The 16,484-nt window shown below is 69.8% G+C and carries 15 protein-coding genes; 12 read left to right on the forward strand and 3 right to left on the reverse strand.

The window, feature by feature from the left end:
- Positions 1-18: 18 nt before the first annotated feature.
- The 3 genes from ACZ60E_RS07885 (at position 19) to ACZ60E_RS07895 (ending at position 2,738) form a co-directional block, all read left to right on the forward strand.
- A complete protein-coding gene (locus ACZ60E_RS07885; protein ID WP_469438950.1) occupies positions 19-1,617 on the forward strand; it encodes an alpha/beta hydrolase in 1,599 nt (532 codons plus the stop codon).
- Between the two features lie 138 nt (positions 1,618-1,755).
- Positions 1,756-2,154: a RidA family protein gene (locus ACZ60E_RS07890; RefSeq protein WP_469438951.1), complete on the forward strand. Its 399-nt coding sequence runs from the start codon at positions 1,756-1,758 to the stop codon at positions 2,152-2,154.
- On the forward strand, positions 2,151-2,738 hold the full coding sequence (locus ACZ60E_RS07895; RefSeq protein ID WP_469438952.1) for a GNAT family N-acetyltransferase: 588 nt from the start codon (positions 2,151-2,153) through the stop codon (positions 2,736-2,738). Before ACZ60E_RS07890 ends, ACZ60E_RS07895 begins: the two co-directional genes overlap by 4 nt.
- Here ACZ60E_RS07895 and ACZ60E_RS07900 read toward each other — a convergent pair.
- Complete coding sequence (locus tag ACZ60E_RS07900; RefSeq protein ID WP_469438953.1) at positions 2,719-3,564, reverse strand: sensor histidine kinase; 846 nt, start codon at positions 3,562-3,564, stop codon at positions 2,719-2,721. The genes ACZ60E_RS07895 and ACZ60E_RS07900 overlap by 20 nt on opposite strands.
- Positions 3,565-3,572: 8 nt before the next feature.
- The gene (locus tag ACZ60E_RS07905) at positions 3,573-3,716 is read right to left on the reverse strand and encodes a hypothetical protein (protein ID WP_469438954.1); all 144 of its coding nucleotides are present in this window, start codon (positions 3,714-3,716) and stop codon (positions 3,573-3,575) included.
- 497 nt (positions 3,717-4,213) lie between these two features.
- Between ACZ60E_RS07905 and ACZ60E_RS07910 the strand changes: the two genes are divergently transcribed.
- Positions 4,214-4,843, forward strand: a complete 630-nt coding sequence (locus ACZ60E_RS07910; protein ID WP_469438955.1) for a response regulator — start codon at positions 4,214-4,216, stop codon at positions 4,841-4,843.
- A gap of 507 nt (positions 4,844-5,350) precedes the next feature.
- Here ACZ60E_RS07910 and ACZ60E_RS07915 read toward each other — a convergent pair.
- On the reverse strand, positions 5,351-5,950 hold the full coding sequence (locus ACZ60E_RS07915; protein ID WP_107016961.1) for an adenylosuccinate lyase: 600 nt from the start codon (positions 5,948-5,950) through the stop codon (positions 5,351-5,353).
- Between the two features lie 335 nt (positions 5,951-6,285).
- Here ACZ60E_RS07915 and ACZ60E_RS07920 point away from each other — a divergent pair, with 335 nt between their 5' ends.
- The 8 genes from ACZ60E_RS07920 (at position 6,286) to ACZ60E_RS07955 (ending at position 16,476) form a co-directional block, all read left to right on the forward strand.
- Positions 6,286-8,100, forward strand: coding sequence for a 3-hydroxyacyl-CoA dehydrogenase family protein (locus tag ACZ60E_RS07920; RefSeq protein ID WP_453795708.1), 1,815 nt, complete (start codon positions 6,286-6,288; stop codon positions 8,098-8,100).
- Between the two features lie 193 nt (positions 8,101-8,293).
- Positions 8,294-9,109: a TetR family transcriptional regulator gene (locus ACZ60E_RS07925; protein WP_247706555.1), complete on the forward strand. Its 816-nt coding sequence runs from the start codon at positions 8,294-8,296 to the stop codon at positions 9,107-9,109.
- A 415-nt stretch (positions 9,110-9,524) separates the two neighbouring features.
- Positions 9,525-10,862 (forward strand): crotonyl-CoA carboxylase/reductase, encoded by a 1,338-nt coding sequence (ccrA, locus tag ACZ60E_RS07930; RefSeq protein ID WP_384807039.1) that lies wholly within the window; start codon positions 9,525-9,527, stop codon positions 10,860-10,862.
- 9 nt (positions 10,863-10,871) lie between these two features.
- Entirely contained in the window at positions 10,872-12,920 is a 2,049-nt protein-coding gene (locus ACZ60E_RS07935; protein ID WP_384807037.1) for a protein meaA, read from the forward strand.
- Complete coding sequence (locus ACZ60E_RS07940; RefSeq protein WP_469438956.1) at positions 12,917-13,891, forward strand: HpcH/HpaI aldolase/citrate lyase family protein; 975 nt, start codon at positions 12,917-12,919, stop codon at positions 13,889-13,891. Before ACZ60E_RS07935 ends, ACZ60E_RS07940 begins: the two co-directional genes overlap by 4 nt.
- 4 nt (positions 13,892-13,895) lie before the next feature.
- Entirely contained in the window at positions 13,896-14,441 is a 546-nt protein-coding gene (locus tag ACZ60E_RS07945; protein WP_469438957.1) for a MaoC family dehydratase, read from the forward strand.
- A 2-nt stretch (positions 14,442-14,443) separates the two neighbouring features.
- Complete coding sequence (locus tag ACZ60E_RS07950; RefSeq protein WP_453795711.1) at positions 14,444-15,649, forward strand: acyl-CoA dehydrogenase family protein; 1,206 nt, start codon at positions 14,444-14,446, stop codon at positions 15,647-15,649.
- Positions 15,650-15,819: 170 nt separating this feature from the next.
- A complete protein-coding gene (locus ACZ60E_RS07955) occupies positions 15,820-16,476 on the forward strand; it encodes a phosphatidylserine decarboxylase (RefSeq protein ID WP_107016765.1) in 657 nt (218 codons plus the stop codon).
- Positions 16,477-16,484 lie beyond the last annotated feature (8 nt).

A 16,484-nucleotide genomic window follows, 5' to 3' on the forward strand; every position in this document is an offset into this window, starting at 1 on the left:
GATGTGAGGCGATTCATTGTGAACCGACGCGCAGCCGCTCTGTGCGGTGCCGCCGCCGTGGTTGCCGGAATGATCACCGCGGTCCCGGCCGACGCGAACCCGGCCTCCGCGACCGCCCGGCGCACCGCCCCCTCCGCCGACGCGGCGAAGCCCACCTGGAAGAAGTGCGGCACCAAGAACTATCCGACGCTCCAGTGCGCGTCCCTGAAGGTGCCCCTCGACCACGCGAACCCGCACGGCCGGAAGATCACGCTCGCGCTGTCCCGGGTCCCGCACACCTCCAAGAAGAACTACCAGGGCCCACTTCTGGTGAACCCGGGCGGTCCCGGCGGCAGCGGTCTGTCCCTGGCCGGATTCGTCGCGGCCTCGCTGCCGAAGAACGTGGCGGCCCAGTACGACGTCATCGGCTTCGACCCGCGCGGGGTCGGCGCGAGCAGGCCCGCCCTGAACTGCCGGCCCGGGCACTTCAAGCCGGTGCGCCCCGACTCGCTGCCGACGACCCCCGCTCTCGAAGAGGCCAACCTCAACCGCGTAGAGGCCTTCGCGAAGGCCTGCGCGAGCAAGTACGGGGACCTGCTGCCGTACATCGACACGGTGAGCGCGGTCCAGGACATGGACGCGATCCGCGGCGCCCTGGGCGCCAGGAAGATCAACTACTTCGGGTACTCGTACGGCACGTACCTGGGCGCCGTCTACGCCAAGCTCCATCCGGAGCGGGTACGGCGCATGGTGCTGGACTCCGTCGTCGATCCCACCGGTGTCTGGTACGACGACAACATCGCGCAGGACCACGCGTTCAACTCCCGTCACCGGGCCTTCATGGCCTGGGTCGCCGAGCACGACGCGACGTACAGGCTGGGCACCGATCCGGAGAGGATCGAGGAGGCCTGGTACGCGATGCGGGCGGCGCTGGCGAAGAAGCCCGCGGACGGGACGGTCGGCGCCTCGGAGCTGGAGGACACCTTCTCCCCCGGCGCCTACTTCAACGGCTACTGGCCGTATCTCGCCGACGCGTTCGCGGCCTACGTGAAGACGAAGAACGACGACCTGCTGGTCGAGGCGTACGAGAACTTCGGGGCCGTCGACGCCGCGGGCGACAACGGCTACAGCGTCTACACCTCGGTGCAGTGCCGTGACGCGAGCTGGCCGCGCGACTGGGACGAGTGGCGCGACGACAACTGGGACGTGTACAAGAAGTCGCCCTTCATGACCTGGAGCAACGCCTGGTACAACGCCCCGTGCGCGTTCTGGCCCACGGGCTCGGCCGAGCCCGTGGACGTCTCGAACGACTCGGTGCCGCCGGTGCTGCTGTTCCAGGCGACGGACGACGCGGCCACCCCGTACGAGGGCGGTGTCCTGGTCCATCACCTGCTGGGCGGCTCCAGCCTGGTGGTCGAGCAGGGCGGCGGGAACCACGGCGTCACCCTGAGCGGGAACACCTGCCTGGACAAGCACCTGGCCGCCTATCTGACCGACGGCCGGGTGCCGCGCGGGAACGGCGAGGCCGACGCGGTGTGCGCGAAGCTGCCCGATCCCGAGCCGCTGACCGCGAAGGCGAAGACGGGCACGGCCTCGCGCGGCGCGACCCTGCACGGCCTGCTCGGTTTCCGCGGCTAGTCGGGACCGAGCCGGGCCGATCCGGGCTGATCCGGGCCGATCCGGGCCGATCCGGGCCGATCCGGGCCGATCCGGGCTGATCCGGGCTGGTCCGGGCTGGTCGGGGGCGTTGTCAGTGCCGTGGTGCAGGATTGATCCATGACCGGACCGATCCGCATCACCGCCCCCGACGGCGTCGCCCCCGCCGCCGCCTACTCGCACGTCGTCATGGGCACGGGCCGCTTCGTGGCGGTCTCGGGCCAGCTGGCGCTCGACGAGGACGGAAAGCCGGTCGGCGAGGGCGACCCGGCCGCGCAGGCCCGTCAGGTCTTCGAGAACCTGCGCCGCTGCCTCGCCGCGGCCGGCGCAGGCTTCGACGACGTGGTCAAACTGACCTACTTCGTCACGGACATGGCCCACATGCCGGCCATCCGCGCGGCCCGTGCCGAACACATCCCGCAGGACCGCCTCCCGGCCGCCTCCGCCGTACAGGTCGCCGCCCTCGTCCGCCCCGAGTTCCTGATGGAGATAGAGGCGTTCGCGATACTGCCCGGATGAGCCGCACCGGTGCCCCGCAGCACATCCGCGAGATGCCCCTGTCCGACTGTCCCCGCGTGGCGGAGATCCGGATACGCGGCTGGCAGAGCGCGTACAGAGGGCTGATGCCCCAGCCGTATCTCGACGGCCTCGACGTGGCGGCCGAACTCCCGCGTCGGCGGGCCCACTTCGAGCGGGCCACCGGCACGGGCGTGGTGAACCTCGTCGCGGAGTCGGCCGGTGAGGTCGTCGGCTGGTCCTGCCACGGGCCCTACCGCGGCGGAGAACCGCGTACCCAGGAAGCCCAGGACACCGGGGGTGCCGGGGACGCCGAGCTGTACGCGATCTACGTCGACCCCGACCGGACCGGGCGCGGGGTGGGCCGTGCCCTGTTGCGGGCGTCGGTCGAGCGGTGCGCCGCCGCGGGGCACGACAGGATGCTGCTCTGGGTCCTTCGGGAGAACGCGGGCGCGCGCCGCTTCTACGAACGGGCCGGTTTCAGCGCGGACGGCGCCGAGGAGCCCTACGAGGTCGAGGGCGTCGAGGTGCCGGAGGTGCGGTACGCCCGGCTGCTGGAGGGCCGGGTCACCCCTTGGGAAGGCTGACGCAGAAGACCGCGCCGCTCGGCCGGCCCGGTTCGTACCAGGCGTCTCCGCCCTTGGCCCGGGCCAGGCTGCGGGCGATCCACAGGCCGAGGCCGGTGCCCTCGGTGGCCGCCGCGGTGGCGGGGTCGCGGCGGTAACGCTCGAAGAGGTGCGGAACGAAGGACTCCGGCACACCGGAGCCATGGTCCGCGACCCGGAGCTCGATGCGTCCGCCGGCTTCCCGTGCGGTGATCTCGACGGGGTCCCGGCCGTAGGCGAGCGCGTTCTCCAGGTAGTTGCCGAAGATCTCGGCGAAGCCCACGGCGTCGACCCGCGCCACCAGCCGGGGCGGGACGGCGAGTCTCAGTCCGTCGCGGGCGGCCCCGGACTCGGCGAACTGGTCCAGCAGGAAGCCCAGTACCTGCACCGGCTCCGGCACGCCCTGCCGGCCGGCGCCGTCGAGCCGTGCGGCGGTGAGGAGTTTGCGGACCAGCGCCTGCAGGCGGGCCGTGCGTTCGGCGATCCGCTCGACCACCTCCGCGCGTCGCTCGTCGGCCAGTCCGGGCGGCGGCTCTCTGAGCACGTGCACCAGGGCGCCCAGAGCGGCCAGCGGGTTGTGCAACTGGTGCGCGGCGACCTCGACGACCACGCTCTGGTGCTCCAGCGCGGCCTGGAGCACATGGTCGGCCTGCTGCCGGCGGGTCCCGTCGCGCAGGGTGGCCACGTACAGCGGCCGGCCGTCGAACCGGGCGAGGGCGACCGTCATCTCGACGATCTTGTTGCGGCCGTTCGGCAGGACCAGCGTGACCTCGGTGGACTCCCCGTCGTCGAGCGGAAAGCCGAACACGGAGCCGATCAGTTCGTCCGCCGACCGCTCCAGCAGTGCCGCAGCGGCCGGGTTGCACGCCCCACGCATCCGTCGGCGTCGACCGCGACGATGCCGTCGGGCGCGGCCAGCATCATGGCCGCGTACAGCTCATGACGCCCGTCGTCAGCCATCGTGATCGTCCCCGCGCCCCCTTCGCCGTCCCAGTGGTCCGTCCGGCGAACCGGTACCTCTCATGCTCCCCCGCTTCCTCCCGCCGGGCACCCGGCGACGAGGTGGCGAGCCACCCTTCACCGGCCGCCCGTCTCGGCTTCCCCACAGCGTCGACGCCCCCTGTCCGCAAACGGTCGGACAGGCGGTACGCACGGCGCATCAGGCGCGCGTCGGCCGACACGGCGGGGATCGCCCCGTCGGCCCGGACCTGTGCGGTACGAGGAACGCACGGGTCTCCTTCCGGCGCCCCCTGCCACCTGCCGCTGACCGGCCACTGACCGGCCGCCCCCGGCGTTCCTGTTCAACTCTCCACCGTGCGGCGGGTGTTGGGCCAGACACGGGAGGCAGATTCCCGGGTACGGCCGGGACCCGCCGGGGGCCTTCAGCACTACGCTCGAAAGCGCATCGCCACCACCGGCCCGGGGAGAGCCGGCCATCCGGAGGGGGAGGATCCGGCATGATCCGCGTGCTCGTGGTCGAGGACCAGCGCGCGCTGGCCGACGCCCTGGCCATCGCCATCGGAGCACAGCCGGACCTGGACTGCGGCGAAGCGGTGGGTACGGTCGACGAGGCGTTGCGGGAGGCGGCCCGTCGGCCCCCCTCCGTGGTGCTGATGGACATCCATCTGCCGGGTACGGACGGTATCGAGGGCACGCGGCTGCTGAAGAAGGTCCATCCTGCGGCCCGGGTGGTGGTCCTGACCGCGGATGCGACCCCCGACCAGCTCGCGCGGGCGGTGACGGCGGGCGCCTCGGCGTTCCTCGCCAAGTACAGCCCGTTCGGGGACATCCTCACCGCGATCCGGACGACGGCCACCGGCAAGCTGCTCGTGGAGGGGTCGACCCTGGCGGCCCGGCTGCCGCCGCGGCAGCGCAACGGGGCCGGGCTGACCCGCCGTGAGCACGAGGTGCTGGTCCTGCTCGCGCAGGGGCACGGCCTCAAGGCGATCGCGGACCGGCTCGTCCTCAGCCGGCACACGGTCCGCGGACATGTGAAGAGCGTCCTGTTCAAACTGCGCGCGCACAGTCAGCTGGAGGCGGTGGTGACGGCCACCCGGCTGGGGATCCTGCCGCGCGAGATGCCGTAGGACGGTGAATCAGCCCATCTGAGGGGGCCGTTCGCCCCGCCTGGGGGATTTTCGGCGGGCCGTCCGCCGCTTATGATGCGAAATGTGCGACCTCCCTCGGTAACGGTGCGAACCGTTGCCGAGCGACTACCCGAATCCCATGTCGCACCCAGCCGGGCGGTCGCACGACGGGGGCCGCCGGGGAGCAGGCCCAGGGCCACATCCGCGAAGTCCGCCCACCTGCCACTCGCCCGCCTCCCGCCGGGCAAACCCCCGGCACCCCCACCCCCACCCCGCCCCGTCAGGGGCACGAGGAACGACGCGCCAACCCCGCACATACAAACAACCGCATCCCCCCACCCCGCCCCATCAGGGGCGCGAGGAACTGCGCGACAAGCCCCTACGAACCCGCACGTACAAACAACCGCACCCACCCCACCCCGAAAGGGGCGCGGGGAACGGCGCACCAAGCCCCCCACCGACCCGCAGCCACAAACAGGCCCCTACACGCACCCCACCCCCAACCCGCTAACCCCGCCCCCGCGGAACACGCTGAGCCGGCAGCCGCCGCAACGCATCGGCCGCCGCCCCCGCCAACTCCGGATGCACCAGCGCCTCGTTCAGCACAGGCCGAGCCCGCTCGTCCCCCAGCACCCCCAAGCCCTCCACGCACGCGAGCGCGACCCGCCGATACGGATCGTGCGGCCGGAACCGCCGCGCCAGCGTGGTGATCAGCGCGGGCACGGACTCGGGCGCCCGCAGTTCCACGAGCAGCCGCACCGGATGAAGGGCGTACGCGACGCGCAACTCGTTGGTGGCGAGGGCCGCCGCCGCCCGGGCGGTACGCGGATCCCCCAGCCGGGCCATGGCGTAGGCCGCGGAGGCGCACCGCTGCGGATCCCGGTGGTTGAGCAGCAGGACGAGCGCCTCGAAGGCCCGTCTGTCGCCGGCGACACCGAGCCGGAACGCGGCCAGTTCCCGCGCCCAGAGCGGCTGTTCGGGAGCGATGAGCACGGCGGCCAGCTCGTCGAGATCGCCGGTCGCCGCCAGTCGTTCGTACGAGAAGGACGCCATCGTGCCCGCCTCCTGCCGTAAGCGCTGGGTGAGCGATCGCAACTCTTCGTCCATGATGCAGAGACTATCGGCGACATACGTCACATGGACCGGCCAGGAATACAGGCTGGCGCGCTCGTTACTCACCGGTTAAGCTCAATCGAGCGAGTTACCCACTCGTGGATCCGCCCGTGATGGCCTGGTGACGCAGCCGCCGCGGGAACACCCTCACACCCCGTGGTCGTGAGGGAGCTGGTCGGTTCGGTACTTCAGGTACCTCAGTTCGACATGACGGCACGGCTCCGGGACAGGGCCTGTCGGTGCACCTCTCCATTTCTCTCCGCACTGCGTGCGCCCGTCGGCGTATCCGCGTGCGTCCCTCAGTCGTCACTCATTCCTGGAGTCCCGCGATGGCCACTCCCCTGTCCGACCCCTCGTTGTCCTCCGTGTCCCTCCTGCGGACCGTCGCCGTCGTCGGCCTCGGCACGATGGGCACCGGTATCGCCGAGATCCTCGCCCGGGCCGGCCGCGAGGTCGTCGGCATCGACATCAGCGAGGCCGCCGCGGCGCAGGCCGTCAGCGCGCTGGAGTCCTCGACCGCCCGTGCCGTGCAGCGCGGGCGCCTCACCGAGCAGGAACGCGACGACACCCTCGCCCGCTTCCGCACCTTCACCGATCTGCGGGCCGCGGCCGACGCCGACCTGGTGATCGAGGTGGCCCCGGAGTCGTACGAGATCAAGCACCAGATCTTCCGGGAGCTGGACGGTGTCGTGCGCCCTGGCACGATCCTGGCGACCGGCACGAACGCCCTGTCGGTCACCCGGCTGGCCGCCGACTCGGCCCATCCCGAACGGGTCCTGGGCCTGCACTTCTTCAACCCCGCGCCCGCGATGAAGCTCGTCGAGGTCGTCTCGTCCGTGCTGACCGCGCCGGGCGCCGTCGCCGCCGTCACCGACCTCGCCCTCGAACTCGGCAAGGAGCCCGTCGCGGTCGGCGACCGCCCCGGCTTCGTCGCCGACGGCCTGCTCTTCGGCTACCTCAACCAGGCCGCCGCGATGTACGAGGCCAAGTACGCCAGCCGCGAGGACATCGACGCCGCGATGCGCCTGGGCTGCGGCCTGCCGATGGGCCCGCTCGCCCTGCTCGACCTGATCGGCGTGGACACCGCGCGGACGGTCCTGGAGGCCATGTACGCGGAGTCGCACGACCGGCTGCACGCGCCGGCGCCGATCCTCAAGCAGCTCAGCCAGGCGGGCCTGACCGGCCGCAAGTCGGGACGCGGCTTCTACACGTACGACGCCCCGGGCAGCGCGACCGTCGTCCCCGACCCGCTGACACCGTCCGCCGCGGGGTCCGGGACGGCCGGCCGGACGATCCGCTCGGTCGGCGTCGCGGGCTCCGGAACGATGGCGTCCGGCATCGCGGAGGTCTTCGCGAAGGCCGGGTACGACGTCGTCCTCGCTGCCCGCACCGAGGAGAAGGCCGGGACGGCGAAGGCCCGTATCGGTACGTCGCTCTCACGCTCCGTCGACAAGGGCCGCATGACGGCCGAAACGGCCGCGGAGACGCTGGGGCGCATCACGCCGGCGGGTTCGTACGAGGCCTTCGCCGACGTCGATCTGGCACTGGAGGCCGTCGCCGAGGACCTGGAGATCAAGCAGCAGCTCTTCGCGGTGTTCGACAAGGTCTGCAAGCCGGGCGCGATCCTGGCCACGACGACGTCGTCGCTGCCGGTCGTCGCCTGCGCCCGGGCCACCTCGCGGCCGCAGGACGTGATCGGCATGCACTTCTTCAACCCGGCGCCCGCGATGAAGCTCGTCGAGGTCGTGCGGACGGTCCTGACGGCGGACGACGTGCACGCCACGGTCCGTGAGCTGTGCGCGAAGGTCCGCAAGCATCCGGTGGACTGCGGCGACCGGGCGGGTTTCATCGTGAACGCGCTCCTCTTCCCGTACCTGAACAACGCGATCAAGATGGTCGAGGAGCACTACGCGACGCTCGACGACATCGACGCCGCGATGAAGCTCGGCGGCGGCTACCCGATGGGGCCGTTCGAGCTCCTCGACGTGGTCGGCCTGGATGTCTCGCTGGCCATCGAGAAGGTGCTGCACCGTGAGTTCCGCGACCCGGGTCTCGCCCCGGCGCCGCTCCTGGAGCACCTGGTGGCCGCGGGCTGCCTCGGCCGCAAGACGGGCCGCGGCTTCCGCGAATATGCGCGGCGCTGAGCCGCCGCGCCACGACGGGCCCGGGGACCGGCCCGGCATGCTCGCCTCCGGGCCAGGGGACCGGCCCGGAGGCGACCGTGCGGACTGGGGCGGGCTGCTCGACCCCGCCGGCGCCTCCGCCGGGGCCCCGGACCCCGGCGGAGAAAGACCCGGTCGGGAGCGCTCCGGCGCGTACATGCAGTACGTTCGGGGCATGTCCCAGCCCGCCAAGTCCTCCCGTACACCAGCCACGTCCGACGCGCCGGAGAGCGCCGCGGGCGGTCGCGCCGCGGCGCAGCGGCTCAAGATGCGCCGAGAGCTGGCGGCCGCCGCGATGGAGCTCTTCGCGACGAAGGGGTACGAGGCGACGACGGTCGACGAGATCGCGGCCGCGGCCGGGGTGGCCCGGCGCACCTTCTTCCGGCACTTCCGGTCCAAGGAGGAGGCGATCTTCCCGGACCACGACGACACCCTGATCCGGGCCGAGGCGGTGCTCAACGCCGCGCCGGCGCACGAGCATCCGCTGGACACGGTGTGCCGCGGGATCAAGGAAGTCATGCAGATGTACGCGGCGCGGCCGGAGATCTCGGTCTCGCGCTACAAGCTGACGCGTGAGGTGCCGACCCTGCGGGAGGCGGAGATCGCGTCCGTGGCCCGGTACGAGCGGCTGTTCACCCGCTATCTGCTGGGGCACTTCGACGAGCACGCCCACGACGACGACGCCAACGACGACCCGCTGCTCGCGGAGGTCGCCGCGTCGGCCGTGGTCACCGCGCACAACCACGTGCTGCGGAGATGGCTGCGGGCGGGTGCCCAGGGCGACGTGGAGGCACAGCTGGACCACGCCTTCTCGATCGTCAGGAAGACCTTCGGCACGGGGATAGGCGCCGGCCGGGACACCGCGGCGCACGCGGCGCCCGTGTCCACCGCGTCGGTGGAGGGCGAGGTGCTGGTGACCGTCGCCCGCGTGGACGCTCCGCTGCACCAGGTGATGCGGACCATCGAGCAGGCTCTCAAGGAACGGTCGTAGAGCCCTCCCTCACGTAACCGCGACTTCGTCGCTCGTCCTCAGACGCCGGACGGGCCGGATATGGGCGCTCCCTCTTGGAGGGGGCGCCCTTTTCTGATCGATCATCGCTCATCTGTGACGGGCAGATGACAACTGAGAGAAATTGTTGGCACTCGGTGCCTTGATAGATGACACGCAGTGTCATACGTTGAAGTGGTCCGGGCGGCCGGCGTGCAGAGAACCTTCGTACGCCGGCTGTCCCCGCAAGCCAATGCCTGCGAGCCCGGACGCCTGCGTCACAGGCAACCTTCCGCGCCACAAAGCGCTGCCGAGCACCACCCTCTGCCGAACCGACGGCACGCCTCACCCAGCAGCTGTCCACCCCGACGTAACCCTCAGCGTTCCCCCTCGGACGCTCATCGCCGGAGGCAACACCGTGAAGGAAATCCTGGACGCGATCCAGTCGCAGACCGCCACGTCCGCCGACTTCGCCGCGCTACCGCTCCCCGAGTCCTACCGCGCGATCACCGTGCACAAGGACGAGACAGAGATGTTCGCCGGGCTCACCACCCGCGACAAGGACCCGCGCAAGTCGATCCACCTGGACGACGTGCCGGTGCCGGAGCTCGGCCCCGGCGAGGCCCTGGTGGCCGTGATGGCCTCCTCGGTCAACTACAACTCCGTGTGGACCTCGATCTTCGAGCCGGTGTCCACCTTCAGCTTCCTGGAGCGCTACGGCAGGCTCAGCGAGCTGACCAAGCGCCACGACCTGCCGTACCACGTCATCGGTTCCGACCTCGCGGGCGTCGTGCTGCGCACCGGTCCGGGCGTGAACGCCTGGCACCCCGGTGACGAGGTCGTCGCGCACTGCCTGTCCGTCGAGCTGGAGTCCAGCGACGGGCACAACGACACCATGCTCGACCCCGAGCAGCGCATCTGGGGCTTCGAGACCAACTTCGGCGGCCTCGCCGAGATCGCGCTCGTCAAGTCCAACCAGCTGATGCCCAAGCCCGACCACCTCAGCTGGGAGGAGGCCGCGGCGCCCGGCCTGGTCAACTCGACCGCGTACCGGCAGCTGGTCTCCCGCAACGGCGCCGGGATGAAGCAGGGCGACAACGTCCTCATCTGGGGCGCGAGCGGCGGCCTCGGCTCGTACGCCACCCAGTTCGCGCTCGCCGGCGGCGCCAACCCCATCTGTGTGGTCAGCAGCCCGCAGAAGGCGGACATCTGCCGGGCGATGGGCGCCGAGGCGATCATCGACCGCAACGCGGAGGACTACAGGTTCTGGAAGGACGAGCACCACCAGGACCCGAAGGAGTGGAAGCGCTTCGGCAAGCGCATCCGTGAACTGACCGGCGGCGAGGACGTCGACATCGTCTTCGAGCACCCGGGCCGCGAGACCTTCGGCGCCTCCGTGTACGTCACCCGCAAGGGCGGCACGATCGTCACCTGCGCCTCCACCTCGGGCTACAACCACGAGTACGACAACCGCTACCTGTGGATGTCCCTGAAGCGGATCATCGGCTCGCACTTCGCCAACTACCGCGAGGCCTGGGAGGCCAACCGGCTCATCGCGAAGGGCAAGATCCACCCGACGCTGTCCAAGGTGTACTCGCTGGAGGAGACCGGGCAGGCCGCGTACGACGTGCACCGCAACCTCCACCAGGGCAAGGTCGGGGTCCTGGCGCTGGCGCCCACCGAAGGTCTCGGTGTGCGTGACCAGGACAAGCGCGCCCAGCACGTCGACGCCATCAACCGCTTCCGGAACATCTGAGGTCCGAAGATGACAGAGCGCCAGACGCCCCAGGAGCGCACGGCGAAGGACCGGCCGTGGCTCATGCGGACCTACGCCGGCCACTCCACCGCGGAGGCGTCCAACGAGCTGTACCGGCGCAACCTCGCCAAGGGGCAGACGGGTCTGTCGGTCGCGTTCGACCTGCCGACCCAGACCGGGTACGACCCCGACCACATCCTCGCCCGTGGCGAGGTCGGCCGGGTCGGTGTGCCGGTCTCGCACCTCGGTGACATGCGCCGGCTGTTCCAGGACATCCCCCTGGAGCAGATGAACACCTCGATGACCATCAACGCCACCGCCATGTGGCTGCTGGCGCTCTACCAGGTCGTCGCCGAGGAGCAGGGTGTGGACATCACCACGCTCCAGGGGACGACCCAGAACGACATCGTGAAGGAGTACCTGTCGCGGGGCACGCACGTGTTCCCGCCGGTGCCCTCCCTCCGTCTGACCACGGACATGATCTGCTACACGGTCAACAACATCCCCAAGTGGAACCCGATCAACATCTGCAGCTACCACCTGCAGGAGGCGGGAGCCACTCCGGTCCAGGAGATCGCGTACGCGATGTCCACCGCGATCGCCGTGCTCGACGCGGTGTTCGCGTCCGGGCAGATCCGCGAGGACCAGAAGGGGGACGTCGTCGCGCGCATCTCCTTCTTCGTGAACGCGGGCGTCCGGTTCGTCGAGGAGATGTGCAAGATGCGGGCGTTCGGCCGCATCTGGGACCGCATCACCCGCGAGCGGTACGGCATCGAGAACCCCAAGCACCGCCGCTTCCGGTACGGGGTCCAGGTCAACTCCCTCGGCCTGACCGAGGCCCAGCCGGAGAACAACATCCAGCGGATCGTGCTGGAGATGCTGGCCGTCACCCTCTCCAAGGACGCACGCGCCCGTGCCGTCCAACTCCCGGCCTGGAACGAGGCGTTGGGGCTCCCCCGCCCCTGGGACCAGCAGTGGTCGCTGCGCATGCAGCAGGTGCTCGCCTACGAGAGCGACCTGCTGGAGTACGCGGACATCTTCGACGGCTCGCACGTCGTGGAGGCGAAGGTCGCCCAGCTGGTCGAGGACTCCTTCGCCGAGATCGACCGGATCGAGGAGATGGGCGGCGCGATGGCGGCCGTCGAGTCGGGCTATCTGAAGTCGCAGCTCGTCTCCTCGCACGCCGAGCGCCGGGCCCGTATCGAGTCGGGCGACGAGAAGATCGTCGGCGTCAACATCTTCGAGTCGACCGAGCCCAACCCGCTCACGGCCGACCTGGACGCCGCGATCCAGACGGTCGACCCCGCGGTCGAGGCCCGGGTGACCACCGCCCTCCAGGAGTGGCGCGACACCCGCTACCAGCCGCCCTTCAACCACCCGCGCCCCTGCAAGGCGCTGGACGGGCTGAAGGAGGCCGCCAAGGGCACCGGCAACCTCATGGCGGCCACCCTGGAGTGTGCCCGCGCCGGGGTCACGACCGGCGAGTGGGCCGGCGCCCTGCGCGAGGTGTTCGGCGAGTTCCGCGCCCCCACCGGGGTGTCGTCCGCGCCCGTCGCGGTGACCGCCGAGGAGGGCACCGCGATGGCGGCGGTGCGCCGCAAGGTGGAACTGACCGCGAAGGACATGGGCGTCGGCAAGCTCCGCTTCCTGGTGGGCAAGCCGGGCCTGGACGGGCACTCGAACGGCGCCGAGCAGATCGCCGTACGGGCCCGTGACGCCGGGTTCGAGGTGGTCTACCAGGGCATCCGGCTGACGCCCGAGGAGATCGTGACCGCGGCCGTCGCCGAGGACGTCCACGGCGTGGGCCTGTCCATCCTGTCGGGCTCGCACGCCCAGCTGGTGCCCGACGTGCTGGAACGGCTGCGCGAGGCGGGCGCCGCCGACATCCCGGTGATCGCCGGCGGGATCATCCCGAACGCCGACGCCGAGCTGCTGAGGGCCGCGGGAGTGGCCGCGGTCTTCACCCCGAAGGACTTCGACATCACGGGAATCATCGGCCGTATCGTCGACGAGATCCGGAAAGCGAACAAGCTCGACCCTCTGGAGGTCCCCGCATGACCAGCCCTGTTCCCCAGGTCAACCGATTGCGCCCGCGGCGCTCCTGCCTGGCCGTGCCCGGCTCGAACCCCCGCTTCCTGGAGAAGGCCCAGGGCCTGCCCGCCGACCAGGTCTTCCTCGACCTGGAGGACGCCTGCGCGCCGCTGGCCAAGCCCGGGGCGCGGCACACCATCGTCAAGTTCCTCAACGAGGGCGACTGGACGGGCAAGACGCGGGTCGTGCGCGTGAACGACTGGACGACCGAGTGGACGTACCGCGACGTCGTGACGGTCGTCGAGGGTGCGGGGCAGAACCTCGACTGCATCATGCTGCCGAAGGTGCAGGACGCCCAGCAGGTCGTCGCCCTCGACCTGCTCCTGACGCAGATCGAGAAGACCATGGGCTTCGAGGTCGGCAGGATCGGCATCGAGGCGCAGATCGAGAACGCGCAGGGTCTGAACAACGTCAACGAGATCGCGACGGCCTCCCAGCGCGTCGAGACGATCATCTTCGGCCCGGCCGACTTCATGGCGTCGATCAACATGAAGTCGCTGGTCGTGGGCGAGCAGCCGCCCGGCTACCCGGCGGACGCCTACCACTACATCCTGATGAAGATCCTGATGGCCGCCCGCGCCAACAACCTCCAGGCCATCGACGGTCCCTACCTGCAGATCCGCAACGTGGACGGCTACCGCGAGGTCGCCCGGCGCGCCGCGGCCCTCGGCTTCGACGGCAAGTGGGTGCTGCACCCCGGTCAGGTCGAGGCGTCGAACGAGATCTTCTCGCCGTCCCAGGAGGACTTCGACCACGCCGAACTGATCCTGGACGCGTACGAGTACTACACGTCCGAGGCGGGCGGCAAGAAGGGCTCCGCGATGATCGGCGACGAGATGATCGACGAGGCGAGCCGCAAGATGGCCCTGGTCATCTCCGGCAAGGGCCGCGCCGCGGGCCTGGAACGCACGTCCAAGTTCGAAGCGCCGGAGGCCTGAGCACATGCAATTCGGGCGAACCTACGAAGAGTTCGAGGTCGGGGCGGTCTACAAGCACTGGCCCGGGAAGACCGTCACCGAGTACGACGACCATCTCTTCTGTCTGCTCACGATGAACCACCACCCGCTCCACATGGACGCCAACTACGCGGAGAACACCACCGACTTCAAGAAGAACGTGGTGGTCGGGAACTACATCTACTCCCTGCTGCTGGGCATGTCCGTCCCCGACGTGTCGGGCAAGGCGATCGCCAACCTGGAGGTCGAGTCGCTGAAGCACGTCGCGCCGACCTTCCACGGCGACACGATCTACGGCGAGACCACGGTCCTCGACAAGACGCCCTCCCGGTCCAAGAACGACCGCGGGATCGTGTACGTCGAGACGAAGGGCTACAAGCAGGACGGCACGCTGGTCTGCGTGTTCCGCCGCAAGGTGATGGTGCCCACCGAGACGTACATCAAGGAGCGCGGCGGCGAGCAGCCCGGCCGCCCGGAGCCGAAGGCTGCCGCGGAGAAGAAGGCCTCCGCCGACCAGAAGACGGAGAAGTAGCCATGGCGCGACTCGCCCAGACCGCCGGTCTGACCGACATCCAGCGGGAGATCCTTTCGACCGTACGGGACTTCGTCGACAAGGAGATCATCCCGGTCGCGACCGAGCTGGAGCACCGCGACGAGTACCCGCAGCAGATCGTCGACGGGCTCAAGGAGTTGGGCCTCTTCGGCCTGATGATCCCCGAGGAGTACGGGGGCCTGGGTGAGTCGCTCCTCACCTACGCGCTGTGCGTGGAGGAGATCGCGCGCGGCTGGATGTCGGTGTCCGGCATCATCAACACCCATTTCATCGTGGCCTACATGCTCAAGCAGCACGGCACGCAGGAACAGAAGGAGTACTTCCTTCCGCGCATGGCGGCGGGCGAGGTGCGCGGCGCGTTCTCCATGTCCGAGCCGGCGCTCGGCTCCGACGTGTCGGCCATCACGTCGAAGGCGGTGCGGGACGGCGACCAATATGTCCTGAACGGGCAGAAGATGTGGCTCACGAACGGCGGTACGTCGACTCTTGTGGCCGTTCTCGTGAAGAGTGACGAAGGCCACCCCGAGGGCACCGCGCCCCACAAGTCGATGACGACCTTCCTCGTCGAGAAGGAGCCCGGTTTCGGTGAGGTCCGCCCCGGCCTGACCATCCCCGGGAAGATCGACAAGATGGGTTACAAGGGTGTCGACACCACCGAGCTGATCATGGATGGCCTGCGCATTCCGGCCAATCGCGTCCTCGGCGGCACCACCGGCCGAGGTTTTTATCAGATGATGGACGGCGTCGAAGTGGGCCGCGTCAACGTGGCCGCGCGTGGTTGCGGCGTCGCTCAGCGTGCGTTTGAGCTGGGCGTTTCCTATGCCCAGCAGCGCCACACCTTCGGCAAGCAGATCGCCCAGCATCAAGCGATCCAGTTCAAACTGGCCGAGATGGCTACCAAGGTCGAGGCCGCCCATGCGATGATGGTCAATGCGGCGCGCAAAAAGGACTCCGGGGAGCGAAACGACCTCGAAGCAGGGATGGCGAAGTACCTCGCCTCCGAATACTGCAAAGAGGTCGTGGAAGACGCCTTCCGGATCCACGGCGGCTACGGCTTCTCAAAGGAGTACGAGATCGAGCGCCTCTACCGCGAGGCCCCGATGCTGCTCATCGGTGAAGGTACCGCCGAGATCCAGAAAATGATCATCGGACGCAGGCTGCTCGAAGAGTATCGACTGCAGGGCTAGATATACCGATTCGGGGTGTTTTCATCGAGAAGAAGATCACACCCCGTCAGCACTCTTCGGACACCGACTCGGCTTCCTGGCTTACCCAGTTGTGGCCCGCGACCGGTACGATCCCGGGAAAGCCGCCGTCCCCAGTCACAGCGCGGCATCATCCGCTACGAAGGTCATCCATGCCCCACAGCCAAACCTCTGCACCACGCGACAGCCTGGCCGGCGTACGTCTTGCGCGCGGAGCATCGCCGTGGCTCCTCCCGACCGTCGCCACCGCAGCCCTCAGCCTGGTACGCGCGCGCAAGTCCGGCGCCGCCAAGGCCGTGGCCGTACCCGCCACCGCTCTCGCGGCGGGCATGCTGTGGTTCTTCCGCGACCCCGAGCGCGAGATCACCCAGGGCCGGGTCATCTCGCCCGCCGACGGTGTGGTGCAGAGCATCATGCCGTGGAAGGACGGGCGCACCCGCGTCGCGATCTTCATGAGCCCGCTGAACGTCCACGTCAACCGCGCGCCTCTCTCCGGCACGGTGACGTCGGTCGAGCACATCCCCGGCGGGTTCGTTCCGGCGTTCAACAAGGAGAGCGAGAACAACGAGCGCGTCGTCTGGCACTTCGACACCGAGCTCGGTGACATCGAGATGATCCAGATCGCCGGTGCGGTCGCGCGGCGCATCGTGCCGTACATCCCGCAGGGCACGAAGGTCGAGCAGGGCGAGCGGATCGGCCTGATCCGTTTCGGGTCGCGCGTCGACATCTACCTCCCCGAGGGCGTGGAGGTCGACGTGGAGGTCGGTCAGAAGACCGTGGCGGGGGTGACTCGCATTGACCGTGATTGATCCCGAGA

Source organism: Streptomyces sp. NPDC102514 (genome assembly GCF_055584525.1).